Below are 25,524 nucleotides of genomic sequence, written 5' to 3'. Positions count from 1 at the left end.
CCATAAGCGGTCTATTACAATGCGGACGTGTGGCGTCGCCCTCGACAGTCAACCATGCACACGGGTCACTCCGCGTCCGACGGTCCGGACGAACGACAGTCACCGACCGACGGCGACTACGCGGTCTCCAGACGCGCGGTCCTCGAGGGAGCGGCCGTCGCCGCGGTCGGCGCCATCGCGCTTCGATCCGCGCCCGGGAGTGCCCGCGCAGCCCACGGTGACCCGGTCGACTGGACGACGACAGGACTCGACGCTGACGGCGCCAGCGACGCGTTCGGAGCGTCGATCGCCCTGGACGCCGCCGGGGAGACCCTCGTCGTCGGCGACCCGCTGCGGCGGGACGGAGACGCCCGCGTCGGTGGCGCGTCCGTCTACGTCGCCGAAGACGGCGGCTGGACGCGCGAGGCCGTGCTCCAGCCGCCCGACCGGGCGCGCCTGGACTACGTCGGCGCGTCGGTCGGCGTCGACGCCGCGGGCGAGACCGTGGCCGTCGGCGTCCCCGGCGAGGACGCGCTGGCGGGGCAGTGCGGCGCGATCTCCGTCTTCGCGCGGGACGGTGACTCGTGGACGTACGAGGCGAAACTCCTGGCCGGCGACGACGCGGAGATTCGGGACCGACTCGGCAGAGCCGTCGCCGTCGACGACGCGGGCGAGCGAATCGTCGCCGGTGCGCCCGCCGACGACGCGAACCCGGCCAGAGCGGGCGCGGCCCACGTCTACGACCGGACCGAGGACGACGGCGACGCCTCGTGGTCCCGGACGGCGACACTGCGACTCCCGGACGGATCGGCCGGCGACCGCGCGGGCGCGTCCGTCTCGCTGTCGGGGGACGGTGCGACGGCGCTACTCGGCGCGCCCGGAGCGGCCGACAGTGCCGGCGTCGTCGCCGCGTTCACCGACGACCCGTGGGACCACGTCAGGACGGCCGAGAACCCGTCGGACGCCGCGGCGGCCTTCGGCGGCGCGACCGCGACGAACGGGACCGACAGCGTCCTCTGTGCGTCCGAGTCCGCGGCGTCGGCGTCCGAGAGCGATAGCCCGGACGGTGCGCGCGGTCCCACCGGGTACGCGGGCGTGTTCGGCGGCGTGTCGCTGGCCGCGGTCCAGCGACTGTCCGCAGCGGGGGGATCGACCGGCGAACGCTTCGGGACGGACGCCGCGCTCGCTACCGACGGCGACTGCGCAGTCGTCGGCGCCGTGTTCGACGGCGAATCGGGCTCCGACGGCGAATCGGGTTCTGACGGCGAATCAGGCTCTAGCGACGATTCGGAGTCCGGCAACGAGGACAGCGACGGCGAGAACGACGGCGGATCGGGGCCGACCGGCGACGTCTACGTCTACGCCAGCGGCGACGACGGGTGGAGTCGCTCCTCCCGACTCACGCCCACAGAGTCGGCGGACGGCTCGCAGTTCGGCCGGGCCGTCGCGACCGACGGCAGCGGATACGTCGTCGCCGTCGCGGGGCGGCGTGGCGCGTCGGACGAACAGCGGCCGACCACGGGGACCGACACCGGGCCCTCGTCCGCCGCGACCGGGACGGTGACCGTGTTCACCCGGGAATCGCCGGACGTCTCGATCGACATCGAGCCGGGCCAGGAGTGGCCCGCGACGGTCCCGTACGAGGGGAACGGCGAGATCGAGGTCTGTATCGAGCACACCGACGAGTTCGACCCGGCGACCGTCGAGGTCGGGAGCCTCCGGTTCGGGCCGCCCCGGCTGGTGGACGAGGGCGGTGGTTCCCGGACGGTCGACGGCGGCAGGTTTGAAGACGTGGACACCGACGGCGACCGCGACCTCGTCGTCCGCTTCCCGGTTGACGAGGCCGGGTTCGACGCCGACGACTTCGCCGCCAGACTCGTCGGCGAGACGATCTACGGGACGCCGATCGCCGACCACGACTTCGTCGTGACGACCGACGGCGACGACTCCGACGACGGGTCCGATAGCGGCGGCGACGGTAGCGGTGACGGAGATGGAGGCGACGGCGGCGGCGACCGCAGCGGTGACGGAGATGGTGACGAGAGTGGCGATGACGGAGATGGCGACGAGAGTGGCGATGACGGCGAAGACGAGAATCAGTAGCTGGGGCCGGACGGGACGAACGCGAGGGCCGGCCGTGGTTTGGCCCGAGAGGGAAGGCGACTCGGTCGCGGGCGACGGGATCGCCGCCAACGGTTAAGGGCCGCCGGGCGAACGAACACGTATGTTCGACCCCGACGACCTCGCGGCCATCCGGGAGGGTCGCGAGGAGTGGGAGGCTGAGACGCGCGGGCCGACCGTCGACCGCTTCGGGGAGCGCCAGGACACCTTCGAGACCGACACCGGCGGACAGGAGGTCGCGCCCCTCTACACGCCCGAGGACGTGGCCGACCTGGACTACGAGGAGGACCTGGGCTTCCCCGGCGAGGAACCGTACACTCGCGGCGTCTACTCCACGATGTACCGCGGCCGGCTCTGGACGATGCGCCAGTACGCCGGCATGGGAACCGCCAGCGAGACCAACGAACGGTTCAACTACCTCATGGACGAGGGCCAGACCGGCCTCTCGATGGCGTTCGATCTCCCCACGCAGATGGGCTACGACTCCGACGCCGGCATGGCCGCCGGCGAAGTCGGGAAGGCCGGCGTCGCCATCGACTCGCTGCGAGACATGGAGACCGTCTTCGACGGCATCCCGCTCGACGAAGTGAGCACGTCGATGACCATCAACGCCCCGGCGAGCGTCCTGCTCGCCATGTACATCGCCATCGGCGACCAGCAGGGCGTCCCCCGCGAGGAGCTCCGCGGGACCATCCAGAACGACGTGCTCAAGGAGTACATCGCCCGCAACACCTACATCTACCCGCCCGAGCCCTCGATGCGGATCATCACCGACATCTTCGAGTTCTGCGCCGACGAGGTACCCAACTTCAACACCATCTCCATCTCCGGGTACCACATCCGCGAGGCGGGTTCGACGGCCGCCCAGGAGATCGCCTTCACCCTCGCCGACGGCATCGAGTACGTCGAGGCCGCCCAGGACGCGGGGCTCGACGTCGACGAGTTCGCGCCGCAGCTGTCCTTTTTCTTCGCATCGTACAACAACATCCTCGAAGAGGTCGCGAAGTTCCGCGCCGCACGCCGGATGTGGCAGTCGATCATGGAGGAGCGCTTCGACGCCGAGAAGCCGGCCTCGAAACAGCTGAAGTTCCACACCCAGACCGCGGGGTCGACGCTGACCGCCCAGCAGATCGAGAACAACGTCGTCCGGGTTGCCTACCAGGCGCTCGCCGCGGTTTTGGGAGGGACGCAGAGCCTCCACACCAACGGGAAGGACGAGGCGCTCTCGCTGCCGACCGAGAAGTCCGTCCGGACCGCCCTGCGGACCCAGCAGATCCTCGCCCACGAGTCGGGCGCCGCGGACACCATCGACCCGCTCGGCGGGAGCTACTACGTCGAGTCGCTCACCGACGACGTCGAGGCCGAGGCCCGCGAGATCCTCGACCAGGTCGACGCCCGCGGCGGGATGCGCCAGGCCATCGAGAGCGGGTGGGTCCAGCGGGAGATCCAGGACGTCGCCTACGACCGCCAGGAGGAGATCGAGTCCGGCGAGCGGGTCATCGTCGGCGTCAACGAGTACACCGTCGAGGAGGACGCCCAGGACGCCGAAGTCGAGGACGTCTCGGAGGAACAGGAGCGCTCGCAGATCGATCGCCTGGAGTCCGTCCGCGAGGAGCGCGACGACGAGGCGGTCGCGGAGGCGCTGGACGCGCTCGGCGAGGCCGCCCGCGGCGACGAGAACCTCCTCCCCTACATCGTCGACGCCGTGAAGGCCTACGCCACGACGGGGGAGATCTGCGACGAGTTGCGGGACGTGTTCGGCGAGTACCAGCCCGGCGCTGCACTGTAGAACACGATGCGATAGGGCGCCGTTGCGCGGGGCCCGTCTCCCCGCGATTCAACCGTCGCTCGCCGTCGATCCCCGTGATTTTTCGGCGGGCGGGCGCAAGCGGCGGTATGGTCCAGTCCCAGTACGACCCCGCGCTCTCGCGGGTCCCGCCCTCCCTCGGACTCGCCGCCGTCGCCGTCTCCTTCGGCGGCGTCGTCTACGCCATGTTCGCCGCCCCCTGGTTCTCGCCGTTCTACTACGCCCTGTCGGACCTCGGTGCCCGCGGAGCGGTGACGGCGCCGATCTTCAACGGCGCCCTCCTCGTCGGCGGCGCGCTCGGTATCGGCTTCGTCGTCTCCATCCTCGCCGCCGTCGACAACCCGATCCGTGCAGCCGGCGCCCTGTTCGGTCTGCTCGCGATGGCGTTCATGGCGCTGGTCGGCGTGTTCCCCCTGCCGCACCCGCTGCACGGCGTCGTCGCGATCCCCTTCTTCGTCTGTCTCACGCTCGCCGTCCTCCTCTGGGGCGCCGGTGACTACGCGGCCGGCCGGGAGGTTCGCGGCCTCGTGCTGGTCCTCGCCGGCGTCCTGCACCTCGTCTCCTGGGCCTGGTGGATCCTCTACCCGTGGTTCCCGCCCGGCATCGCGCTCCCCGAACTCGTCGGGTCGGTCGCGTTCGCGCTCTGGGGCGGCTGGATCGCCGTCGACCAGTTACGGGACCACCGCGTCGACCGCGACCCGCTCTGAGGGGCGGTCACGCCGCGTCCATCGGCTCCTCGCAGTACGAGCAGACCGTCGCGTCGACATCGTTGCGCGCGCCGCAGTGGGGACAGTTCGTTCGCTCGGGGGCGCGTTCGCTCGACTCGCGTCCCCGGATCACCCCGGCGAGGAGGACGGCCGCACCCAGCGTGAGCCAGCCGAACGGTCCCAGGAGGAGGAGCAGAACGACGACGGGTAGCGCGACGACGGCCAGCACGCCTTTCAGGAGTTCGCCGCCCAGGGAGGGATATTCGGTCACGGAGCGTCACCTGTCGTCGATCGGTCCGTCCGGGGCATGGGTCTTGTGGCGAGAGCGTCACTCGGAGTAGCGAGCGGCGGCCCGTTCGACGTATTCCTCGGTGAACGCCGGCACGTCCTCGTGCTCCCGGAGTTCCTCCCGGTCGAGCCAGTGGACCGCCGCGACCTCGTCGGGGTCCTGCGGCGCCGGTTCGCCGCCGACGTACTCGCACAGCGTGACGACGTTGAGACACTGCTCGCCGGTGTCGGCCTCGAACGTGCCGCTGCAGACGTACTCGACCGCCCCGACCTCGATCCCGACTTCCTCGGCGATCTCCCGGCGCGCCGTGGCCGCGATGGCGTCGTCGCCGTCCGGTGGCGCTTCGAGTTTGCCGCCCGGGAGTCCGAGGATTCCCGGCGCGTGTGCTTCCTCGGCGCCGCGTTCGATGAGCAGGTACTCGTCGTCGTTCCGCGTCACGACTCCGTCCACGTTGACGACGTAGGCGAATTCTCCCATGTGGTTTTGATTCCGGTATTACCCGATTAATCCTCCGTGTCGATGGAGCGACCAACGCCTTCGGCCCGTTCGCTAGTAGTGATCTCCACCACGACTAACGACAAGCGACGAAAGCCCTCGGCCCGCTCGCTAGCAGTATCCTGATTCGGCGGCAGCAGGCGATGAAAGCCCTCGGCCCGCTCGCGGTCGCTGCACGGGATATCCTCAGTCGCAACGCTCCTTCGGATAGAGCCCGCCCAGCGACTACCCTGCGGCGCGACCGGCCCTCGCCCTTTCAGTCCACCAGGACCGCCCGACACAGCATCGCGCCACACGCCTCCCCAACCGACTTCGATGCTACCTCGCTCCGCAGGCTCCGCTCGGTGCGCTTCTCGTCCCTCGCACGGTGCCGTCGCGGGATGAAACCCGCGACAGCGCGCGCCACCCTGAATATTCAGAGCGCGTCGAGCAGGGCGTCGATGTCGTCGGCGGTGTTGAAGACGTGGACGGACACGCGGACGGTGCCCGTCAGCGGGATGTCGCGCACCCGGATACCCTCGTCGACGAGTCGCTCGGCGGTCGCGACGGGGTCGTCGGCCGCGAACGAGACCAGCCCGGACTCGTACGCCTCGGCGGAGACAAGCCGGTCGCCGAGTCCCGCTTTCAGCCGGTCGGTCAGCCGCTCGACGCGGTCGGTTACGGTGTCGTAGCCGACGTCCTCGATGGTCGCGACGGCCTCTCGCAGGCCCGCGTAGGGGACCGGCGAGACGCTCCCGGTCTCGAAGCGGCGCGCGTCGGGCTTCAGTTCGCTCGGGTCGGCCCCGGGGTCCTCGACGCTCATGTAGCCGACCTGTGCGGGTTCGAGCGAACGGGCGAACTCGTCGTCGACGTAGAGGAAGCCGGTGCCGGTGGGCGCGAGCAGCCACTTGTGCCCGGCGGCGGCGACGGCGTCGGCGCCCCATGCCTCGAAGTCGACGGGGGCCTGTCCGACGGACTGGACGGCGTCGACGAGCACGCGAGCGCCGGACTCGTGGGCGACCTCGGTGAGTTCCGCGACGGGGAGGCGACAGCCGTCGGTCCAGCACAGCGAACTGAAGACCGCGAGTTTCGCGCCGTCGACGGCCGCGCGCCACTCGTCGCGGTCGACCTGGCCTCCGGCCGCCTCGACGACGCGCACCTCGACACCGGCGGACGCCTGCAGTCGCTCCCACGGCAGGATCCCCGCCGGGTGCTCCTGGTCGGTGCGGACGACGACGTCACCGGGTTCCCACTCCATCGCCGCGCCGATGCGGCCGATGCCGTCGGTCGTGCTCTGGGTGAGCGCGATCGATTCTGGAGCGACGCCGACGTGGTCGGCGACCGTCTCGCGCGTCTCGTCGAGCGACTCGAACAGCGCGCCGTAGGTGCCCGCGCCGGCGGGCGCCTCGTACTCGTGGTACTCCAGGGCGGCCTCGGTCGCCTCGACGACTCGACGGGGGCTGGGCCCGCCGGCGCCGGTGTTGAGATAGATGGCCTCGTCGAGCGCCGGCATGTCCGCGCGGAGTTCCTCGGGAGTCATGGCCGTACCGACGGACTCGCGGAGGGTAAATCTCCCGCCACGGCGGCGCCGGAGTACCCGTCGGGTCGACGCCGGGATTAAGCCCTCGACGGGCCAAGCGCCGGTATGGAGTTCGACCACGCCGGCATCGCGACCGACGACCGCGACGCGCTTCTCGACCTGTACGGCACCGTTCTCGACGCCTCGGTCGCCCACGAGGAGGCCTTCGGCGACCTGCGAGTCGCCTTCCTCGACCTCGGTAACGGGTTCCTCGAACTGCTCGAACCGACGGCCGACGCGCAGGGCCCGATCCCGAACTACCTCGACCGGCGTGGGGCCGGAATCCACCACCTCGCACTCCGGACCGACGACATCGGCGACGCGCTCGACGCCGCGCGGGCTGCCGGCGTCGAACTAATCGACGAAGAGCCACGGCCGGGTGCGTGGGGCCACGAGGTGGCGTTTCTCCACCCCGAGTCGACCGGCGGGATCCTGATCGAGTTCGTCGAACACTGAGCGACCCGGGCTGACAGTCCGGCCGCGGCCGCACCCCGGCAGAAGGTCGCCGAGCGCGGACAGCCTGACGCGGCTCACCCCGGCAGCAGGTCGCCGAGGGCGGACCCGATCGCCATCGGCACGAGCGCGACGCTGACCTGGCAAATCGCGAACCAGGGCTCTGCCCAGGTGACGCGCCCCCAGGCTGTCATCACGACGAGCGCGGTGAGCAGCGGGATGGTGAGCACACCGAGGAACTTCCGCGGGAGGACGCCCAGGATGGGGTTGTGGACTCGAACGTCCTGGAAGTCCGCGACGTAGAGGATTCCGATCACGAGCGCGACGGTGAGCGCGTTGGTCAGGACGAAAAAGGCCGGCCGGGCCGCGATGAACTCGCCGACCTCCCGGGTGCCGCCCTCGACGAACATCGGGATCCCGAACAGGAGCGAGCCCAGCAGCGCCTCGGCCGCGTCGCTACGGTCGAACCCGAAGACGATGCGACCGAACACCGCGGGCTCCTGCACGTCCCGCATCATCCGCATGGTCTCACGGACCTGTTCGCGCTCCTCGTGGCCGTCGACCGTCTCCTCCAGCTCGGCGAGTTCGTCGAACAGGTCGCCCATGTCCGGAGTCTCCGCGTCGGCGTCCCCTTCCCAGTCTACGTCGTCCGGGTACTCGCCTTCCCCGTACCATTCGTCGTCGGCGTCGGCGTCCCCGCCCGGTCCGCGCCCGTCCCGACGGTTCATCCGCCGTCGGCGTCGTCGTCCGGGTCGACCGGGCTCTCGGTGCGCAGGTCCGGCCGCGGGTCGGGGTCGGCGGGTTCGACCGGCTCGCCGCCCTCCCAGACGTAGAACCCCTCGCCGGTCTTGCGACCCAGGTTCCCCGCGGCGACCTTCTCCCGTAGCACCGGCGGCGGCGTGAACCGATCGCCGAGGGACTCGGCGAGGTGTTCGAGCGCGTCGAGCGTCACGTCCAGCCCCCGCTCGTCCGCGGCGGCGAGCGGCCCGACGGGGTGGTCGTGTCCCACCGTCATCGCGCGGTCGACCGCCTCGACGCCGGCGGCCCGCTCGTCGATCATCTGCATCGCCTCGACGGCGAGCGCGAGGCCCAGCCGCGTCGCCGCGAAGCCCGGCGTGTCCCGGACGACGACGGCCTCGCGGCCGAGTCCGTCGACGAAGGAGACCGCCGCCTCGCGCGTGGGTTCGGCCGTCTGTTCGGCGACGACGACCTCGACCAGCGGGGCCTCGGGCGGGTCGACGAAGTGCAGCCCGACCGCCCGACCGGGGTTCCTGAGTCCCGCGGCGACGGCCGTGACCGACACCGCGGCGCCGCTGGTCGCGATGAGGGTCTCCTCGCCCACGCGCTCCTCGACGTCGGCGAAGAGGTCCCGCCGGGCCGCGCGGTCGGCCTCCGTCGCCTCGACGACGAGGTCCGCGTCGGCGACGGCACCGTCCAGTCCCGTCGTGGCTTCGATGCGCTCGACCGCGTCGTCGCGGGCGTCTGCGTCGAGGGTGCCGGCGGCGACGGCGTCGTCCAGGCCGGCCTCGACCGCGTCGATCCCGTCCATGACGACGTTCGCGTCGTCGTCGTGGAGGGTCACGCCGTGCCCAGCGGCGGCACAGCACTGCGCGATACCCCGACCCGTCGCGCCCGCGCCCAGTACGGCAACGTCCATACTTCCCATGCGAGTGCGGACCCGATTAAGCGTTGTTGCCCCGGATCGGGCCTGGACTGTTAAGCGATCGGCGTGCTAACAGGTATCGTATGCCGTATAGTTACGAGCCCCAGTACTTCGAGGAGTTCGAAGCGGGCCAGACATTCGAGAGCGTCGGTCGTACGGTCACCGAGACGGACTTCGTCATGCACTCGGCGTTCACCGGCGACTGGACGGAGTTGCACACGAACGCGGAGTACGCCGCGGACGGTCCGTTCGGCGAGCGCATCGCGCAAGGACCGATGACGTTTATCCTGGCGACGGGCTTCGTCTACCGCTGTGGCTTCCTCGAACGCCGCGTCGTGGCCTTCCTCGGGATGAACTACATGGACATCCCGGCGCCGGTCTACACCGGCGACACCGTCTCCGCCGAGTTCGAGGTGACCGAGGCCCGGGAACTCTCGAGCCGCGACGACGCCGGCCTCGTCGTCATCGACAGTTCGATGACGAACCAGGACGATCAAGAGGTGTTCGCCGGCGACATGAAGTTCCTCGTGAAACGCCGCGAATAATGCCGACGCGAGGGAGTTGGCGAGTCTGCGTGCGCCCTTTCACGGGCGACGATCGACGCCGCTACACGCCGTCGTCCGATCGGCCGCTACATGCCGTCGTCCGATCGGCCGCTGCGTGCCGTCGTCCGATCGGCCGCTGCGAACCGCCGCCCGACCGGCCACTGCGCGCAACCGTCCTATCGGGCGGGCAATACGAACCGGCCGCCCTCCGGGGGGAACGTCGTCGTCATCCGCATGTCAGACGGATGTCCGCTGTCGAACCGTACCCGGGAATCCGCCGCATTCGACCGACGATGCACCGAATATGTGCGCTTGCGGCCGATGTGTCGTCTGACATGCGACGGAAGTCGGGCGAAGGGTTTATGTGTCCCCAAAATTTGTCTATATAAGAACAATGGAACGGCCGAGCCGCCAGCGCGAGCGCGTGGAGTCCCAGGAGAAAGAGGAGGAAACAGCGGACGAACAGGCCGAAAATCAGGAGTGCCCCGAATGCGAGTCGTCCGCGCTCGTCACGAGCGCGGACGGCGGCGAGGTAGTCTGCGAGGACTGCGGCCTCATCATCGACGAGGGCAACATCGACCGCGGCCCCGAGTGGCGAGCGTTCAACCACAGCGAACGACAGGAGAAATCGCGGGTGGGCGCGCCGACCACCCAGACGATGCACGACAAAGGGCTGACGACCCAGATCGACTGGAAGGACAAGGACGCCTACGGGCGGTCGCTGTCCTCGGAGAAGCGGAGCCAGATGCACCGCCTGCGAAAGTGGCAGGAACGGATTCGAACGAAAGACGCCGGCGAGCGCAACCTCCAGTTCGCGCTGTCGGAGATCGACCGGATGGCCTCCGCGCTGGGCGTCCCGCGCTCGGTACGTGAGGTCGCGTCGGTCATCTACCGCCGCGCGCTCGACGAGGACCTCATCCGCGGCCGGTCCATCGAGGGCGTCGCCACCGCCTGTCTGTACGCCGCCTGCCGGCAGGAGGACATCCCGCGCAGCCTCGAAGAGGTCTCGGAGGTCTCGCGGGTCGAACAGAAAGAGATCGGGCGTACGTATCGCTACGTCGCCCAGGAACTCAGCCTGAAGATGGAGCCGGTCGACCCCAAGCAGTACGTCCCCCGGTTCGTCTCCGAGCTCGAACTCAGCGAGGAGGTCCAGGCGAAGGCCAACGAGATCATCGACGTCACCGCCGAGAAGGGCCTGCTCTCGGGCAAGTCCCCCACCGGCTACGCCGCCGCGGCCATCTACGCCGCCTCCCTGCTGTGTAACGAGAAGAAGACCCAGCGCGAGGTCGCCGACGTGGCACAGGTGACCGAGGTCACCATCCGGAACCGGTATCAAGAGCAGATCGAAGCGATGGGCATCCACTGACCGGCGCCGGCTGTCCGGCGTCCGGCCCAGTTCGTCCGACTCCGACGGCCCGGTGCCGTCGACTCCATTTTTCGCGCACCGACTGGTGAGCGGCGGCTCTCGCCGTCGACGACGGCCGTCTCTGTCGACGACGGCCGTCTCTGTCGACAACGGCCGTCTCTGTCGACAACGGCCGTCTCTGTCGACAACGGCCGTCTCTGTCGACGACCGCCGTCGCTGTCGAGTCGGTTCGAGAAGCGAGAGAACGGTCCGGGAGTCAGTCCGCGGCGTTCGGGCCGTCGCCGATCGACGCGTCCACGTCGGCGACGTCGTCGCTGGCCGCGGCCATGCTCGCGAAGTCGTTGATGACGATGAGGCCGAACCCGACCTTCGCCACCACGTCGATGTAGGTGACGACGAGCGCCGTGGTCTCGGTGTCCATGGCCCCGACGCCCGGCGGCGCGAGCAGCCAGATGACCGGGTAGATCAGCCACAGGACGACGACGAACGAGCGCAGCTTCCGGAAGAGCGAGGCCACGTCGTCGGCGCTGTCGCCGGCGAGCGCCTCGCAGTCGGTGAAGAGGAGGTAGACGACGCCCGCGAAGCAGGCGCTCCCGACCAGGTACAGCGCCCAGTTCAGCGGCGAACCGAGCGTCGCGCCGACGAACCCGAAGACGATCGTCAGCGCCTGGAGCGTCGCCAGGCGGGCTATCAGTCCGGTCGACGCGCCCACGACGAGCGCGATGATGGCGACGTGGATCGGGGTGGTGAGCAGCCAGTCGACGTACCGCGGGACGAAGACGGTCGCACCGTCAGCGGTGGTCAGGCCGCCGAATCCGAGGGCCATGAGGCCGTAGGCGACCGCGGCGATCGCGGGCACGACCGCCGCGAGGCCGAGCTGTCGTCGTCGTTCCGTCGGGACGAGGGTCAGTCCGTAGGCCAGCATGGCCGTCCCGACGAGCATTCCGAGCGTGCCGATGGTGAACCAGGTTGTGAGTCCGAGCATTGTCAGTCGTCCGTCGCCGCGGTCGTCGCCGATTCCGCGCCCTCGACGCCCGTTCGCGTCTCGAAGCGCGACAGTGCAGTCTCCAGTTCCTCCGCCCGCTCGCGCAGGTCCCGCGCCGAGGTCGCGACCTCGTCGATCGACCGGGACTGGTCGTCGGCGGCCCCGGCCACCGTGTCGGCCTCCGTCGCGGTCTGCTGACTGATCGCCGTCAGGTCGTCGATGGTCCCCATGACTTCCTGGGCGGTGCGGGCCTGCTCCTCGGTCGCGTCGTCGATCTCCTGGATGCCCGTGTCGACCTCCTCGGTGTACTCGACGATGGTCTCCAGGGCGTCGACGGCCTCCTCGACGGTGGAGACGCCGTCGGTGACGCGCTCGCTGGTCGATTCCATCCGGTCGACCGTCTCGTTCGCCTGCGACTGGATCCCGTCGATCCGGTCCTCGATGTCGCCGGCGGCCTCCTTGGTCTCCTCGGCCAGCCCCTTGATCTCGTCGGCGACGACCGCGAAGCCGGCGCCGTCGCCGTCCGCGTGGGCCGCCTCGATCGAGGCGTTGAGCGCCAGCATGTTCGTCTGCTCGACGATCTCCGTGATGACGCTCACGATCTGGCCGATCTCGTCGAGTTCGTCGTCCAGATCGGTGATCGCCGTGACCGTCTCCTCGGTCTCCCCCTCGATGGCGCCCATCTCCGCGATGGCGCGCTGGGCGGCCTCGCGACCGTCTTCGCCGACCTCCGCGGCCTGCTGGGAGGTCGTCGCGACCTCCTGGGCCGAGGAGGCGACCTGCTGGGCCGTCGCGGAGAGGTTCTCCATCTCCCCGGCCGCGTTCTCCAGGCGGTTCGACTGCTCCGTGGTGCCGTCGAAGATCTCCGAGATGGAGTCGGTCACCTGTTCGCTCGCCCGGTCGACCCGCTCGGCGTTGTCGCCGACCTGGTCACTGGCCGCCGAGACGTCCCCGGCGAAGGACTTCATCCGCGCGATCGTCTCTTCGAGCGCGTCGAGCGCCTCGTTGATGCTCCGGCCGACCGACTGCATCGACCCGTTGTCGCTCTCGGGGTCCGCCCTGCGCGTGAGGTCGCCGTCCGCCACGGCCGCGAGGACGTCGCCGTACTCCGTGGCCTTGGCCTCCAGGTGCGTCGTCATCGACTCCATCTCGGCGGCCTCCCGTTCGGCGCGCTGGCGGGCGTCCTCGGCCTCCGAACGGGCCGATTCGGCCTCGGCCACCTTCTCGCGGATCGAGTCGCGCATGTCCTGGAACGACCGATACAGCGTCCCGATCTCGTCTTCCCTTGTCGTCGCGAGGTCGACCCCGAGGTCGCCGTCGGCCATCGCCTGGGCCCGCCCAGACACGCGACGCAGGGAGATGATCGTGTTGCTCCCGATGGTCACGCCGACGAGACCGAGGTTGATGATCGCCAGCAGGACGATGCCGACGAGGTCGGAGTTGATCTGCGTCCCGAGCGCGTAGGCCGTCGACTTCGCCGAGTGGATCATCACGACCCAGTCTTTGGTCTCCATGCGCGTGCTCGCCATGAGCATCTCCCCGTTGTCCGTGAACGTCGCCTGGCCGGGTTCCATCATCGAGGGGTCCATCCCGGCCCCGTCGTGGGCGGTGAGTATCTTGCTCGCGTTCGGGTGGGCGACGTAGTCGCCGGCCGCGTTCACCACGACGGTCGACGTGTCGGCGTTGGCGTCGGCGAGCGCTTCCGAGCGGGCCGCGATGTCGGTCATGAAGACGAGCGCACGGTTCTCGGCGCCGGGCACCGGCGTCACGACGGCGACGATCGGGTGATCGACCGCAGACACCTCGAACGGCTCCGAGACGTACGCGTCGTTCGGCCCGTCGAACGTCGGCGGGTCGGTCGCGAAGGGCGCGCCCTGTTCGGCCGGGCTCACCCCTTCGAGGTCCTCGGAGGTGCTCTCGGTGAAGATCATCGACTCGGTATCGAGATAGTGGATCGCCACGACGTCCGGCGGAACGGAGCCCGATTCGAGGATCGCGGAGAGTTCTCGATCGATGGCGTCGCCGTCGCCCGAGCGCATCGTCTCCAGTTTGGCGGTGAGGACGGCTTCGCGCTCGACGCTCCCGAGCCACGAGTCGAGTTCGCCGGTCCGCGTCTCCGAGAGCGTCTGCAGGTCCCCTTTCACGTCGTCTTGCAGCGTCGCAGAGGCCTGGGTGCTGATGACGGCCCCGAACCCGACCATCACCACCACCGCGACCGCGAGTGCTACCCCGAGGCGAGCGGCGTACGACCGCCTGATTACCCCGGGCAAGAGAGAAGGTGCATCGGATGTCATCGTGCGGTACAGAGGAATACTCCCTGTAAAGCGTTCGTGCGCGATTCTCAGGGCTGATAGCCGCGACGGCGGCCAGGCCCTGCGCTCGTACCCAACGAGGCGCTCTCGACCCCGACTCAGGCCTCGGGTTCGGCCCACACGGGACCGGCCCACGCCATCTCGCCGTCGGCCTGCTCGACTCGCAGGTAGTAGACGTCCGCGTCGCTACCGCGCTGATCGTCCCAGGCCATCCCGCTGACCGGGTCGTCGTCGACGATCTCGCCCGTCTGCGTGAAGGCGTCGAGGTCCGCCGACTCGTCGGGCGTCCCGCCGGCGACGTGCCAGTCCTCGTTGTTCTTGACGACGGTGACGCGCTCGACCGGTGCGGTGCCGGCCACCAGCCACTCGACCGTGCGGTCGCCGTCGGCGGTCACGGTGCTGTCGTTCTCGCCGACCGCCACCCCGTCGACGGCGAACTCGACGATGGTCCGGTTGGGCTGGCTGGTCGCGTAGACGCGCCGCGAGCGCAGGCTCTCGAAGACGTTCTCGCGGGAGAGGTTCGGGGCGTAGAACCCGGTCAGCCCGCCGGGGTAGCTCCCCTCTTCCCAGATGCGCCAGATGTGACCCCAGCCGACGCCGTCTTCCCAGATGTCCGAGAGCGAGGGGAGATGCGGCGGCAGGTGAATGTGCGACCGACCCGGGCGGGGCGCGTGGAAGTCAGACGACCCCATCATGCCGACGCGGTAGCCGAGTTCGTGGGCGTCCTGGACGTAGTGGCCGGGGTCGCCCATCTCGCCCTGACCCATCTGGACGGGCTTGGGGTTGCCCTCGTCGCCCGGCATCTCGCTGGAGCCCCACTGGGAGTACACCTCGACGAGCGGCGCGACGTCGTCGTCGTAGTCCACGTTCGAGAAGTCGAAGGGGTACATCGCTTCCGCGGGGTGGTGCGGGATGGCGAGGGCGTCCCCGTCGCTCTCCTCTCGCCACGCCTGCAGGCGGCGGAAGAGCTTCTCGTAGCGATTCGTGTCGGTGTCGAGCGAGTCGAACAGTTCGGCGTCGTCGACACCGTCGAAGTAGACGTTGATGTGGCCGCCCATGTTCGGCTGTTTCGTCCACTCGTAGCCGAACAGCGTCACGAACTCGCCGGGGTCGTGGAAGTGCTTCGTGACGGTCTTCATGTCCTCGAAGTACCCCCCGTGCATCCGCCGGCGCTGGAGTTTTGGCGGGATGAAAAAGCCCATCGTGTCGTGGTCGGTGTAGGCCACCACGTCGAGATCCATCACGTCGCGGCCGAACTCGAAGCCCTTGCTCATCGACCCCGCGCCGTCGGAGAACTGCGAGTGCAGGTGGATGTCGCCCCAGTACAGGCGGTACGCGGGCTCGGATTCGAACACCTGCACCGGGTTGCTGACGAAGCGCCGGCCCTCCTCGCCGGTGAGGACGAGGTACTGCACGCCGGGCGTCTCGAAGGCGATCCCCTCCTGTTCGGCGACGGCCTCGTCGGTGAGGGAGAAGTCGAGCCGGTCGGGGTGGATCGCCTCGGTGTCGGTGCTCTCGACGGCGAACGCGCCGTCGAACTCGGGCAGCAAGCGGAGGTACTCGTCCCACACCGACACCGTCGCCGACAGCGACTCGCCGACGACGACGCGGGAGGGGAGGACGCACTGGACGTCGTCGAACCGGCGGCGACGGCCGCGAGCGAGGTCCGCGAGGGTGGGGGTGTTCTCGGCGAACACCTTCACCGACTCGATGGCTTTCGTCAGCATCGGGACCACCGCCGGTTGCCGACCCGCGGGGAACCGCCGCGTGTGCCCTGCCGGACCGATCGATCCGGCCGGGCGCGAGTCTGGACGGACATACCACGGAGGTGCGGCGGCGGCGGGATAAGGGTCCCGGCGGACGCGGCGGGATCGACCGCACTCACCCGCGGGTCCGACCCAAACAATCATTACCGGGTATCGTAACATATCCGAGAGACGTCGCGCCGAACGACGGCGAGACCACCGACAACGATGACAGCGGACAGAGACGCGGCCGACGGGGACGACCCCGACCCGTTGCTGGCGGTCGTGGCCGACCCCGAGCGCGGGCCAGACCGGCTCCCGTACCTGCTGGGATCGCTCGACGCCGCGGACCGAACGCGGCGGCTTCGCGCCGCGCTCGCGATCTGTCTCGTCGCCGAGTCCTCGCCCGACCTGCTGGAGCCGATCGTCAGGCGGCTGGTGGACCGCCTGGACGGCGACCCGCCGGTCGAAGTCCCGCACGCCCTCGACTACCTCGCCGCACGCGACCCGAGGGCGGTCGACGAGGTCGTGACCGACCTCGCGGACGAGGCGGAGCTCCGGGCGCGACAGTACCTCTACCAGTCCGGCGCCGGCTTCGCCCGCAACGAGTACCTCCGGGCGTCCCCGGGCGACCGCGGCGTCGGCCGAACCAGACTGGCCGGCGGCGACACCGGTTCGGATCCTCGGCAAGTGTACACCGACCGCTCGACCGGAGACGCGCCCGACCGGCGCGCCGACGAGCAGACGGGCGGTCAGGGCGCGGAAGAAGGGGTCAACGCGGAAGACGCCGACGAGGGCAGCGACGAGACTGGCGAGGGTGACGCCGACGACAGTGACGACGAGACTGACGAGCGCGGCGACGACGCCGACGAACGCGGCGACGGACAGGACCTGACCCGCGGGGCGCTGTCGCTCGTCGAGAAGCGACTGTCGGCCGTCATCGACCGGAGTCGCTTCGACGACCTGACCGTGCTCACCGAGCGCCGGCGCGAACGCTTCGGCGACCGGTATCGCGCCGTCGGGACCGTCGACGACGCGGAGACCGCGCTCGCGGTGACCGTGTTCCGCGTTCCCGACGGGGACGGGACGGCGTTCGCCCGGTCGCTCCGGAACGCGATAGGGTCGTGGGCGGGCGTGGACGACCACGATTCGGTCCTGACCGTCCACGACTGGGCCCTCCGCCCGCGGCCGTGGGCCGCGCTCGAATACACCGAGTCGTCGCTGGCCGAACGCGACGCCCTCGCGCCGGACGAGGCGGTCGCGAACGCCGTCGACGTGGCCGAAGCCGTCGCTCACGCCCACCAGCACGGCGTCGTCCACGGGGCGCTCGACCCGGAGACCGTCCGGTACCCGGGCGCGACGCTGACGGCCTCGCGGCAGCAGCGACCGCGGGTGACCGCGTTCGGTCTCGCCCGCGTCTACGCGGACTACCTGGGGCTCGCGGACGTCCTCGACCCGCGGTTCGCCGCGCCCGAGCACTTCGACGGCCGCTTCGGCCGCGTCGACCACGCGACCGACGTGTACGCCCTCGGCGCGCTCCTCTATCGCCTCGCCACCGGCGAGGCTCCGTTCCTCGGTCGCCCCGAGGAGGTCAGGACCGGCGTCCTCTCGGACCGGACGCCGGTCCCGAGCGAGGCCGCCCCCGGGTTGCCGGCCGGCCTCGACAGGGTCGTCCGGAAGGCGATGGCGACCCGGAAGCTCACGCGGTACGAAACGGTCACGCACTTCCGTCGGGAACTGGAGGGGATCGACACCGATGGCGGGTGACCTGACCTTCGGTCTGCACCTCGTGGCAGACAACCCGAACCTGACGTTCATCGCCTTCGTCGGCCTCGTCCTCCTCACGGTCATCGCCGCGCGCTTCGGCGCCTACGCATACCTCAACATCCGCGCGACCGGCATGGACGCCCAGCGCGTCCTCTGGGAGTACCTGCTTTACGTCGGCGTCGTCGCCGCCCTCTACGGCGCCGTCGGCATCCTCGAGATCGTCTCCTCGATCCGCACGCCCTACAAGAACGGCGTCATGCTCGCCGTCGTCCTCCTGCTCGCCCTCTCCGTCCGCGAGATCTACTTCAACGCCGCGCTCTCGACCGGCGCCGAGGACCGGTCGAACGGGTTCGCCGGTCGCCGCCTGCTTGAAGTCGCCTTCGTCGGCGTCGTCGCAACCGTCGTGTTCGGCGTCGCCGTCGCCGGCGTCGTCCGCCCGCTCCTCGCCCTCCAGGGCCTCGGCGCGCTCGCGTTCGCCGGCTACGGCTTCTGGTTCGGTCGCCGGCAGACCGCTGCGGCGATGGTCCAGGGGACGATGATCGACTCGTTGCTCCGCCACCTGCTGCCCGTCATGGCCTTCGCGACGCTCGTCCCCGCCGTCGACCTGGCGACCGTCGCCGGCCTCGACCGCGTCGTCGTCATGCACGTCCAGATCGTCTTCGTCATCATGACCGCCACCGCCCTCATGACCGCGACCATCAAACTCCGGCAGAACCTCGCGAGTCTGTGACGAGCAACTGAACAGCCGACTGCTGTGGCGCGCGCTGTCGCGCCTCTCGTGGCGCGACAACACCGTGCGAGGGGCGAGCATCGCAGCGAACGCAGTGAGCGAGAAGCGCAGTCGGTTGGGGAGGCGTGAGGCGCGGTGGTGTTGCGGTCTTCCTGGTGGACTGAAAGGGCGAGGCTCGCTCGCGGGTGGTGCGCGGGCCCTATCCGAGCGCAGCGAGGATATCCCCAACAGCACCCGCGAGCGGGCCGAGGGCTTTCGTCGCTTGCTGTCGACTTCGGCGTTGGTGACTGCTAGCGAGCGGGCCGAGGGCTTTCGTCGCTTGCTGTCGACTTCGGCGTTGGTGACTGCTAGCGAGCGGGCCGAGGGCTTTCGTCGCTTGCTGTCGACCTCGGCGTTGGTGACTGCTAGCGAGCGGGCCGAGGGCTTTCATCACTGGCCGTCACCCGCGGTCCGAGCCACTCTGAGCGGGTATTCGAGAACCTACGAGATTGATTGAGTACTCAATCAAACTACGTGGGACATAAATCCGAGTACGATCACGACGACAGCCGCTGACCGGCGAACAGCCAGACGTTCCGATAGGGATCAATCGGCGGACGGGCAGTACTCCGGAAAGTCGGTCATCACGCCGTCGACGCCGGCGTCGCGAAGCCTATCAGTCTCCCCGGACTCCCGTACCGTCCACCCGTTGACGCCTAACCCCGCATCGTGCGCTCGCTCGACCAGCGGCGGCGTACAGGCGTCGAGGTTCGCGTGCAGGAACGAACATCCCAGTTCCGTCGCGCGCTCGACGGCCCCCTCAGCCTCCCAGACTGCCAACGCAGTGGGAAGCCGCTCGACCTCGGAGACGGCCTCGGGATCGAACGACGAGACGACGGTCTCGCAGCCCGCCCCGTCGACCAGCCGCTCGACGCCCTCGCCGGTCCCGCGCTCTTTCAGTTCGGCGTGGAGGGTCACGTCGTCGGGAATCACTTCGACGACTTCCTCGAAGGTCGGTACCCCGGCCCCAGAACCCTCGACAGACAGTGCGGCGAGTTCCGCGGCGGTATGCGCGCTCACTGGACCGCTCCCGTCGGTGGTCCGGTCGACCGTCTCGTCGTGGCAGACGACGAGTTCGCCGGAGCCGCAGATTCGCACGTCCACCTCGACGGCGTCCGCGCGCGAGGCCGCGTCCTCGACTGCGGGGACGGTGTTCTCGGGATTGACGCCGCAGAAGCCGCGGTGAGCGATGCAGTTCACGGAAGCGTGTTCGACCCGAGGACCGATAGTAGTTGGCGCCACGAGGGCGGTGTTCAATCTCTGTGCGAACTGAGTAGTGATCTCTTTATTGTGATTCGTGGAACGAAATCGAACGGGTGCGACCGCAGCCGACAGTGAGAGTTGAAAGCCCTCGGCCGCTCGCGGTCGCTGAGCGGGATATCCTCACTTCGTTCGGATAGTGCCCGCTCAGGCGACTGCACTTCGTCGCGAGCGCGCCTCGCCCTTTCAGTCCGCCAGGGATTTTTTATCGAGGTGGGCTGTGAATGCCGGCTGGCCGGAAAGTCGTGAGCCTCACGCCTCCCCAGCCTCCTGCGGTGCTCGTCGCTACGCTCCTGCGCTCCTCGTCCCTCGCACGATGCTGTCGCGCGATGAAACGCGCGACAGCGCGCGCCACGGCGGGTGTACACGGTATCGCCAGTACTGAACGCCCACCTCCACCGACCTACCTTTAACCGATAGCCGCTCCAACCCACGACCATGTCAGCCGACTTCGACTTCGGAGACAGCGTGGTGCTCGTGACCGGCGCCGGGGGGACGCTCGGCAGTGCCGTCTGCGACGCTTTCGCCGAGGCGGGCGCGACAGTCTGCGGCGCCGACCTCATCGGCCCCGACAACGAGGACTTCGAACTCGACACCGACCGCGTCGACTTCTACCAGGGCGACTTCACCGACGAGGACGACGTGGCCGAGACGATAGAGTCCGTCGTCGACGACCACGGCGGCCTGGACGCGCTGGCGAACATCGCCGGCACCTGGCGCGGCGGGACGCCCATCGACGAGACCGAGGCCGACACCTTCGACTTCCTGATGGACGTCAACCTCAAGACGATGTTCCTCGCCTCGAAGCACGCGATTCCTCACCTCCGCGAGTCCGACGCAACGGGCCAGGGCGCCATCGTCAGCGTCTCCGCGCGCTCGTCGCTAGAGGGCGGCGAGGGCGACGGCATCTACCGCGCCTCGAAGGCCGGCGTCAGGATCCTCACGGAGACCGTCGCCGAGGAGAACCTGGGCGACGTGCGGGCAAACGCGGTGATGCCGAGCGTCATCGACACGCCGATGAACCGCGAGATGATGCCGGACTCGGACCACGACAAGTGGGTCGACCCCTCGGACATCGCCGAGACGATCCTGTATCTCTGTTCGGACGCCGCCTCGGTCACCAGCGGCGCGGCCGTGCCGGTCTACGGCGAGGCCTGAGCGGTCCCGATCGGCCGCTCCGGCGCCCGCTCAACAGCCGCCCGCACCGCCGGCGCCGGCACCTGCACAGCTCGCACCGGCGGCGCTCGCGCCGGCCATCGCGGCCGCCGATCCCGTCACCACCGCCGCGTCGTCGTTCCTGCTGTAGTCCACGCACTCGCTCCACGCGACCGGCGCGATCTGGTCGTCGATGTCGTCGGCTTCCAGCATCGCCGACTTGAAATCGGCGACGCCGAAGCCCGTCTCGGTGACGAGGCGGTCGGCCAGTGCCGGCGTGACGGCGATCCGCCGACACTCCTCGGCCTCGAACAGGCCATCTCCATCGAAGGTGAACTGCACGTCGTAGTGGCGGACGAACACCCCCTCGAAGGCGGGCTGCATCGCGCGGATCGCCTCGCTCGCCAGTTCCCAGACGAAGTCGTAGTCCGGTGATTCGACGTCTTCGCCCAGCGAGAAGCGAGCGATCGGGACCGTGATCGGCTCCTCGTCGGGGCCTTCGTTGACGACCGCGACGCCGGTCACCGCGCAGTCGTCGATGCCGTACGTCTCGGGCGTGATCCGGTTCTGTAACGCCTCGTGGGCGTCGTCTTCGCGCCGTTCGAGGTCGACGCCTTCTTCGGTCGACCCGTCGCCGAGCAGTCGTTCCAGCAGGGAGGGCATACCGTCTCTCCTGTCGCTCGGACACGACTTAGCGTCTGCGGTCGGAGCTATTTTGAACGACAACGGCCGAGCATCGATAGAGATGGTCGAACGAGAGACGTGGGCGACGCGGGTCGGCTTTCTGGTCGCCGCTATCGGGAGCGCAGTCGGCCTCGGGAACCTCTGGCAGTTCCCGTTCAAGACGGCCGCGAACGGCGGCGCGGCGTTCGTCGTCTTCTACCTGATCGCGGTCACGCTAGTCGGCTTCCCCGCACTGCTCGCAGAGTTCGTGATCGGCCGGCGGACGCACGTCAACGCCATCGACGCGTTCGCCGAACTTGGACACCGGAACTGGCGGATCGTCGGCGGCCTCGCCGTCGCCACCGGCTTCTGGATCCTCTCGTACTACGACGTGGTCGGCGGGTGGGTCCTCCGGTACATCCTCGGCAGCGCGACGGGCGCGTACTTCGACGCCCCGGGCGAGTACTTCGGCGCGGTCTCCGCCGGCCCCGAAGCGGTCCTCGCCCAGGCCCTCTTCCTCGCCATCGCCGTCAGCATCGTCGCGTTCGGGATCGAGGACGGTATCGAACGCGCCACGAAAGTGATGGTCCCCTCGATCGCCGTCCTGATGGTCGTCCTCGCGGCCTGGGCGGCGACGCTCCCCGGCGTCGGGGAGGCCTACGCTTACTTCCTGTCCCCGGACTTCGGGGCGATGCTCGACAACGCCGGAACGGTCATCCCCTTCGCCGTCGGGCAGGCCTTCTTCACGCTCTCGCTGGGGATGGCGATCATGATCACCTACTCCTCGTACATCGGGGAGGACGACAGCCTGTCCGTCGACGGCGGCGTCATCGTCGTCACGAACACGCTGGTCGGCATCCTCGCGGGCCTCGTCGTCTTCCCGATCCTCTTCGCCAACGACGTCAGTCCGGACACCAGCGGCCCGTCGGCGCTGTTCGTCGCCATCGCCCAGGGCTTCGCGGAGCTACCGCTCGGGCGGGTGCTCGGCGTCGTCTTCTTCGGCGTCGTCCTCATCGCGGCGCTGTCCTCGGCGATCAGCCTCATGGAGGTCGTCGTCGCCTACGCGGTCGACAGCACGAGCTACTCGCGCCCGACCCTCGCGGTGGCGACCGGGCTCGGACTGTTCGCGCTCGGACTCCCGTCGGCGTGGGACACGGCCTGGCTGACGTGGTTCGACGACCTCGCCTACCAGCTGTTCCTGCCGCTGTCGGTGCTCGCGGTCGTCGTGTTCGTCGGGTGGGTCCTCGGCGAGGAAGCGGTCGACGAACTCCGGGAGGGGACCGGCGGAATCGGCGCGCTCGGCCCGGTCTGGCTGTGGACCCTCCGCGTCGTGGTCGTCTTCGGCGTGCTCGGGACGCTCGCGCTCGGGTTCCAGACCCTCTTCCTCGGACCGGACCCGGCCGCGGTGCCGCCGCTGTAGGAGCGAAAACAGGGACTATCGACCGCCGGCTGAATCCCGCGCTACCGCACCATGTACGGGTCGTCGTCTGGCAGGAATCGACCGAGATCCGCCCGGCGGACGTAGTCGCGCCGCCGGAGTTCCACGAGCGCCTCGACCAGCGCCTCCTCGTCGGCGTCGGACCACTGGGCGGGATCTTTGACGGGGACGATGAGCCAGCCGCTGCCGGGGATCTCCGTCGCGTGCTGGGCCTCCATGTCGACGTCTTGGGGCGGGCGAGCGCTCATGTTTGCGAAGACGTGGCGGGTCGCGCGCTCGCCGACCGGCAGGAGGACGTGGGCGGTGATCGCGCGGATCTCCGAGTCGAAGATGTTCTCCAGGTCGGCGTAGTCGCGCTCGCTCGGAACGCCCTCCGGCACGCACGGGTAGAGGTACGAGAAGAAGGTCTTCTCGACGACGGGCGGTTCGCCCGTCTCGGCCAGCAGGCCGCCCTCGGTGAGGGCGCGCTGCAGTCGCTCGCTGGCGGCGAACTCCGTGAACGGGTAGCCCGATTCGGCCCCGCCGTGGACGCCGGGGTGGTCGCCGACGACGTGGAAGTCCGCGTTCGCGTCGCCGTAGCCGGCGACGAACGGTTCACACGGCGGCGAGAAGCCGAAGGGGTTCGACTGTCGGGCCGTGACGTTCTTCACGTCAGGCTGGAGTGGCGGGGCGGCCTAAACTCCGCCGGTTTTCACCGCCCCAGCCCGAGTTCGCTCCGTCGGGAAACGCTTTTCTCCCGGACTGCCGATTGTGCCCCCAATGACCGCAGGGACCCGTGATCGGCAGCAGTGCACACCGACCAGAGGTGGGACGGCGTGACCCACGACGAGGACATCGAGGACCTGCGCGAGCGCAAGGAGCGCGCCCGTAAGGGCGGCGGCGAGGACCGCATCGAGGCCCAGCACGACCGGGGGAAGATGACCGCCCGCGAGCGGATCGACTACTTCCTCGACGACGACTCCTTCGTCGAGATCGACCAGCTCCGCGAGCACCGCTCGACCAACTTCGACATGGACGAGCAGTCGTTCCCCGGCGACGGCGTCGTCACGGGCTACGGGAACGTCGACGGTCGCACCGTCTTCGTCTTCGCCCACGACTTCACCGTCATGGGCGGTTCGCTCGGCGAGGCGTTCGCCCAGAAGGTCTGCAAGGTCATGGACAAGGCCATGGAGACCGGCGCGCCCATCGTCGGCCTCAACGACTCCGCGGGGGCGCGCATCCAGGAGGGCGTCGACGCGCTCGCGGGCTACGCCGACATCTTCCACCGGAACCAGCTGGCCTCGGGCGTCGTCCCGCAGATCTCCGCGATCATGGGCCCTTGCGCCGGCGGCGCGGTCTACTCCCCTGCTATCACCGACTTCATCTTCATGGTCGAGGAGACCAGCCACATGTTCATCACCGGGCCGGACGTCATCGAGACGGTCACCGGCGAGGAGGTCTCCTTCGACGAACTCGGCGGCGCCGGCACCCACACCGGCGACTCGGGCGTCGCGCACTTCGCCCCCGCCGCCGAGGAGGAAGCACTCGACGACATCCGCTACCTCCTCTCGTATCTCCCCGCCAACAACGCCGAGGACCCGCCGCGCGTCGAGCCCTGGGACGACCCCGACCGCGCCGACGAGGAACTTCGTGAGGTCGTGCCGCAGGCGCCACAGAAGCCCTACGACATGCACCAGGTCATCGACGGCGTCGTCGACGAGGATTCGTTCTTCGAGGTGGCCGAGCGCTACGCGCGAAACCTCCTCACCGGCTTCGCCCGCCTCGATGGCCGCCCCGTCGGCATCGTCGCCAACCAGCCGCGGGTCAACGCGGGCACGCTCGACATCGACTCCTCGCTGAAGGGGTCGCGCTTCGTCCGCTTTTGCGACGCGTTCAACGTTCCGCTGCTGACGTTCGTGGACGTGCCCGGGTTCATGCCCGGCAAGGACCAGGAGAAAGGCGGCATCATCAAACACGGCGCGAAACTGCTGTACGCCTACTCCGAGGCCACCGTGCCACTCATGACCGTCATCACCCGGAAGGCCTACGGCGGCGCCTACGACGTGATGTCCTCGAAGCACGTCGGCGCGGACGTCAACTACGCCTGGCCGACCGCGGAGATCGCGGTGATGGGTCCCGAGGGCGCCGTCAACGTCCTCTACGACGACGAACTCGACGCGGCCGAACAGGTCGAACAGAAGCGCCAGGAACTCATCGAGGAGTACCGCGACGCGTTCGCCAACCCCTACACCGCCGCCGAGCGCGGCTTCGTCGACGACGTGCTCGAACCGCCCGAGACCCGCGCCCGACTCATCGGCGACCTCGAAACGCTGCACACCAAGCGGAAAGACCACCCCGACCGAAAGCACGGGAACATCCCGCTGTAACGTCACGTCCGATACCTTTATCAGCTGATAGCGGACAGTTGTGTCAACGTTCGATCCGAATCAGCCGACAGGAGGGTCCCC

22 protein-coding genes are annotated in these 25,524 nt (G+C 69.3%); 11 read left to right on the top strand and 11 right to left on the bottom strand.

Features of this window, described 5'->3' with window-relative positions; translation table 11 throughout:
• Positions 1 to 54 precede the first annotated feature (54 nt).
• From ACMGFE_RS03295 to ACMGFE_RS03285, 3 genes are all read left to right on the top strand, one after another.
• Positions 55 to 2,082, top strand: coding sequence for an FG-GAP repeat protein (locus ACMGFE_RS03295; protein WP_436923663.1), 2,028 nt, complete (start codon positions 55 to 57; stop codon positions 2,080 to 2,082).
• Between the two features lie 121 nt (positions 2,083 to 2,203).
• The gene (locus ACMGFE_RS03290) at positions 2,204 to 3,889 is read left to right on the top strand and encodes an acyl-CoA mutase large subunit family protein (RefSeq protein WP_436923662.1); all 1,686 of its coding nucleotides are present in this window, start codon (positions 2,204 to 2,206) and stop codon (positions 3,887 to 3,889) included.
• A 107-nt stretch (positions 3,890 to 3,996) separates the two neighbouring features.
• Positions 3,997 to 4,614 carry a DUF998 domain-containing protein gene (locus ACMGFE_RS03285; RefSeq protein ID WP_436923661.1) on the top strand — a complete coding sequence of 206 codons (618 nt, stop codon included), beginning with the start codon at positions 3,997 to 3,999 and terminating at the stop codon, positions 4,612 to 4,614.
• Between the two features lie 7 nt (positions 4,615 to 4,621).
• Here ACMGFE_RS03285 and ACMGFE_RS03280 read toward each other — a convergent pair whose 3' ends face one another.
• The 3 genes from ACMGFE_RS03280 to ACMGFE_RS03270 all read right to left on the bottom strand — a co-directional run bounded on the left by ACMGFE_RS03280 (position 4,622) and on the right by ACMGFE_RS03270 (position 6,917).
• Positions 4,622 to 4,885: a zinc ribbon domain-containing protein gene (locus tag ACMGFE_RS03280; protein ID WP_436923660.1), complete on the bottom strand. Its 264-nt coding sequence runs from the start codon at positions 4,883 to 4,885 to the stop codon at positions 4,622 to 4,624.
• 57 nt (positions 4,886 to 4,942) lie between these two features.
• Entirely contained in the window at positions 4,943 to 5,380 is a 438-nt protein-coding gene (locus tag ACMGFE_RS03275) for an NUDIX hydrolase (protein WP_436923659.1), read from the bottom strand.
• A 433-nt stretch (positions 5,381 to 5,813) separates the two neighbouring features.
• Positions 5,814 to 6,917, bottom strand: a complete 1,104-nt coding sequence (locus ACMGFE_RS03270; protein ID WP_436923658.1) for an aminotransferase class V-fold PLP-dependent enzyme — start codon at positions 6,915 to 6,917, stop codon at positions 5,814 to 5,816.
• A 105-nt stretch (positions 6,918 to 7,022) separates the two neighbouring features.
• Here ACMGFE_RS03270 and mce point away from each other — a divergent pair, with 105 nt between their 5' ends.
• On the top strand, positions 7,023 to 7,412 hold the full coding sequence (gene mce / locus ACMGFE_RS03265) for a methylmalonyl-CoA epimerase (protein ID WP_436923657.1): 390 nt from the start codon (positions 7,023 to 7,025) through the stop codon (positions 7,410 to 7,412).
• Positions 7,413 to 7,486: 74 nt separating this feature from the next.
• Here mce and ACMGFE_RS03260 read toward each other — a convergent pair whose 3' ends face one another.
• Positions 7,487 to 8,137, bottom strand: a complete 651-nt coding sequence (locus ACMGFE_RS03260) for a DUF2391 domain-containing protein (protein ID WP_436923656.1) — start codon at positions 8,135 to 8,137, stop codon at positions 7,487 to 7,489.
• Positions 8,134 to 9,066, bottom strand: coding sequence for a 3-hydroxyacyl-CoA dehydrogenase family protein (locus ACMGFE_RS03255; protein ID WP_436923655.1), 933 nt, complete (start codon positions 9,064 to 9,066; stop codon positions 8,134 to 8,136). The genes ACMGFE_RS03260 and ACMGFE_RS03255 overlap by 4 nt, the downstream gene beginning before the upstream one ends.
• 89 nt (positions 9,067 to 9,155) lie before the next feature.
• Here ACMGFE_RS03255 and ACMGFE_RS03250 point away from each other — a divergent pair, with 89 nt between their 5' ends.
• Positions 9,156 to 9,617: a MaoC/PaaZ C-terminal domain-containing protein gene (locus ACMGFE_RS03250; protein WP_436923654.1), complete on the top strand. Its 462-nt coding sequence runs from the start codon at positions 9,156 to 9,158 to the stop codon at positions 9,615 to 9,617.
• 394 nt (positions 9,618 to 10,011) lie between these two features.
• Complete coding sequence (locus tag ACMGFE_RS03245) at positions 10,012 to 10,983, top strand: transcription initiation factor IIB (RefSeq protein ID WP_415382889.1); 972 nt, start codon at positions 10,012 to 10,014, stop codon at positions 10,981 to 10,983.
• Positions 10,984 to 11,239: 256 nt separating this feature from the next.
• On the opposite strand, the gene ACMGFE_RS03240 is transcribed toward ACMGFE_RS03245, so the two are convergent.
• The 3 genes from ACMGFE_RS03240 to ACMGFE_RS03230 all read right to left on the bottom strand — a co-directional run bounded on the left by ACMGFE_RS03240 (position 11,240) and on the right by ACMGFE_RS03230 (position 16,007).
• Positions 11,240 to 11,968, bottom strand: coding sequence for a bacteriorhodopsin (locus ACMGFE_RS03240; protein WP_436923653.1), 729 nt, complete (start codon positions 11,966 to 11,968; stop codon positions 11,240 to 11,242).
• A 2-nt stretch (positions 11,969 to 11,970) separates the two neighbouring features.
• Entirely contained in the window at positions 11,971 to 14,262 is a 2,292-nt protein-coding gene (locus ACMGFE_RS03235) for a methyl-accepting chemotaxis protein (RefSeq protein ID WP_436923652.1), read from the bottom strand.
• Between the two features lie 116 nt (positions 14,263 to 14,378).
• A complete protein-coding gene (locus tag ACMGFE_RS03230; RefSeq protein WP_436923651.1) occupies positions 14,379 to 16,007 on the bottom strand; it encodes a DUF3604 domain-containing protein in 1,629 nt (542 codons plus the stop codon).
• Between the two features lie 246 nt (positions 16,008 to 16,253).
• On the opposite strand from ACMGFE_RS03230, the gene ACMGFE_RS03225 reads away from it, so the two are divergent.
• Positions 16,254 to 17,792 (top strand): protein kinase domain-containing protein, encoded by a 1,539-nt coding sequence (locus tag ACMGFE_RS03225; protein ID WP_436923650.1) that lies wholly within the window; start codon positions 16,254 to 16,256, stop codon positions 17,790 to 17,792.
• The gene (locus ACMGFE_RS03220) at positions 17,782 to 18,522 is read left to right on the top strand and encodes a hypothetical protein (protein WP_436923649.1); all 741 of its coding nucleotides are present in this window, start codon (positions 17,782 to 17,784) and stop codon (positions 18,520 to 18,522) included. Before ACMGFE_RS03225 ends, ACMGFE_RS03220 begins: the two co-directional genes overlap by 11 nt.
• Positions 18,523 to 19,107: 585 nt before the next feature.
• On the opposite strand, the gene ACMGFE_RS03215 is transcribed toward ACMGFE_RS03220, so the two are convergent.
• On the bottom strand, positions 19,108 to 19,761 hold the full coding sequence (locus tag ACMGFE_RS03215) for a glycerophosphodiester phosphodiesterase (RefSeq protein WP_436923648.1): 654 nt from the start codon (positions 19,759 to 19,761) through the stop codon (positions 19,108 to 19,110).
• A gap of 498 nt (positions 19,762 to 20,259) precedes the next feature.
• Between ACMGFE_RS03215 and ACMGFE_RS03210 the strand changes: the two genes are divergently transcribed.
• Positions 20,260 to 20,979, top strand: coding sequence for an SDR family oxidoreductase (locus ACMGFE_RS03210; RefSeq protein WP_436923647.1), 720 nt, complete (start codon positions 20,260 to 20,262; stop codon positions 20,977 to 20,979).
• A gap of 30 nt (positions 20,980 to 21,009) precedes the next feature.
• Here ACMGFE_RS03210 and ACMGFE_RS03205 read toward each other — a convergent pair whose 3' ends face one another.
• Positions 21,010 to 21,639 (bottom strand): hypothetical protein, encoded by a 630-nt coding sequence (locus tag ACMGFE_RS03205; protein WP_436923646.1) that lies wholly within the window; start codon positions 21,637 to 21,639, stop codon positions 21,010 to 21,012.
• Positions 21,640 to 21,721: 82 nt separating this feature from the next.
• Between ACMGFE_RS03205 and ACMGFE_RS03200 the strand changes: the two genes are divergently transcribed.
• Positions 21,722 to 23,059, top strand: coding sequence for a sodium-dependent transporter (locus ACMGFE_RS03200; protein WP_436923645.1), 1,338 nt, complete (start codon positions 21,722 to 21,724; stop codon positions 23,057 to 23,059).
• Positions 23,060 to 23,100: 41 nt separating this feature from the next.
• Here the strand turns inward: ACMGFE_RS03200 and ACMGFE_RS03195 are convergent, their stop codons facing one another.
• On the bottom strand, positions 23,101 to 23,727 hold the full coding sequence (locus ACMGFE_RS03195) for a uracil-DNA glycosylase family protein (RefSeq protein ID WP_436923644.1): 627 nt from the start codon (positions 23,725 to 23,727) through the stop codon (positions 23,101 to 23,103).
• 165 nt (positions 23,728 to 23,892) lie between these two features.
• Here ACMGFE_RS03195 and ACMGFE_RS03190 point away from each other — a divergent pair, with 165 nt between their 5' ends.
• Positions 23,893 to 25,443, top strand: coding sequence for an acyl-CoA carboxylase subunit beta (locus ACMGFE_RS03190; RefSeq protein WP_436925143.1), 1,551 nt, complete (start codon positions 23,893 to 23,895; stop codon positions 25,441 to 25,443).
• Positions 25,444 to 25,524 lie beyond the last annotated feature (81 nt).

The sequence above is a fragment of the Halosimplex amylolyticum genome, assembly GCF_051414035.1.
Classification (GTDB): domain Archaea; phylum Halobacteriota; class Halobacteria; order Halobacteriales; family Haloarculaceae; genus Halosimplex; species Halosimplex amylolyticum.
The sequence above is the reverse complement of the archived record's forward strand: the minus strand, read 5'-3'. Positions and strand labels throughout refer to the sequence as shown.

Coding starts and splice junctions, on each gene's coding strand:
- ACMGFE_RS03225 (WP_436923650.1), top strand. CDS start 16,254: ATGACAGCGGACAGAGACGCGGCCGACGGGGACGACCCCGACCCGTTG.
- ACMGFE_RS03235 (WP_436923652.1), bottom strand. CDS start 14,262: ATGACATCCGATGCACCTTCTCTCTTGCCCGGGGTAATCAGGCGGTCG.
- ACMGFE_RS03250 (WP_436923654.1), top strand. CDS start 9,156: ATGCCGTATAGTTACGAGCCCCAGTACTTCGAGGAGTTCGAAGCGGGC.
- ACMGFE_RS03230 (WP_436923651.1), bottom strand. CDS start 16,007: ATGCTGACGAAAGCCATCGAGTCGGTGAAGGTGTTCGCCGAGAACACC.
- ACMGFE_RS03290 (WP_436923662.1), top strand. CDS start 2,204: ATGTTCGACCCCGACGACCTCGCGGCCATCCGGGAGGGTCGCGAGGAG.
- ACMGFE_RS03270 (WP_436923658.1), bottom strand. CDS start 6,917: ATGACTCCCGAGGAACTCCGCGCGGACATGCCGGCGCTCGACGAGGCC.
- ACMGFE_RS03210 (WP_436923647.1), top strand. CDS start 20,260: ATGTCAGCCGACTTCGACTTCGGAGACAGCGTGGTGCTCGTGACCGGC.
- ACMGFE_RS03205 (WP_436923646.1), bottom strand. CDS start 21,639: ATGCCCTCCCTGCTGGAACGACTGCTCGGCGACGGGTCGACCGAAGAA.
- ACMGFE_RS03260 (WP_436923656.1), bottom strand. CDS start 8,137: ATGAACCGTCGGGACGGGCGCGGACCGGGCGGGGACGCCGACGCCGAC.
- ACMGFE_RS03285 (WP_436923661.1), top strand. CDS start 3,997: ATGGTCCAGTCCCAGTACGACCCCGCGCTCTCGCGGGTCCCGCCCTCC.
- ACMGFE_RS03295 (WP_436923663.1), top strand. CDS start 55: ATGCACACGGGTCACTCCGCGTCCGACGGTCCGGACGAACGACAGTCA.
- mce (WP_436923657.1), top strand. CDS start 7,023: ATGGAGTTCGACCACGCCGGCATCGCGACCGACGACCGCGACGCGCTT.
- ACMGFE_RS03255 (WP_436923655.1), bottom strand. CDS start 9,066: ATGGACGTTGCCGTACTGGGCGCGGGCGCGACGGGTCGGGGTATCGCG.
- ACMGFE_RS03245 (WP_415382889.1), top strand. CDS start 10,012: ATGGAACGGCCGAGCCGCCAGCGCGAGCGCGTGGAGTCCCAGGAGAAA.
- ACMGFE_RS03200 (WP_436923645.1), top strand. CDS start 21,722: ATGGTCGAACGAGAGACGTGGGCGACGCGGGTCGGCTTTCTGGTCGCC.
- ACMGFE_RS03220 (WP_436923649.1), top strand. CDS start 17,782: ATGGCGGGTGACCTGACCTTCGGTCTGCACCTCGTGGCAGACAACCCG.
- ACMGFE_RS03240 (WP_436923653.1), bottom strand. CDS start 11,968: ATGCTCGGACTCACAACCTGGTTCACCATCGGCACGCTCGGAATGCTC.
- ACMGFE_RS03275 (WP_436923659.1), bottom strand. CDS start 5,380: ATGGGAGAATTCGCCTACGTCGTCAACGTGGACGGAGTCGTGACGCGG.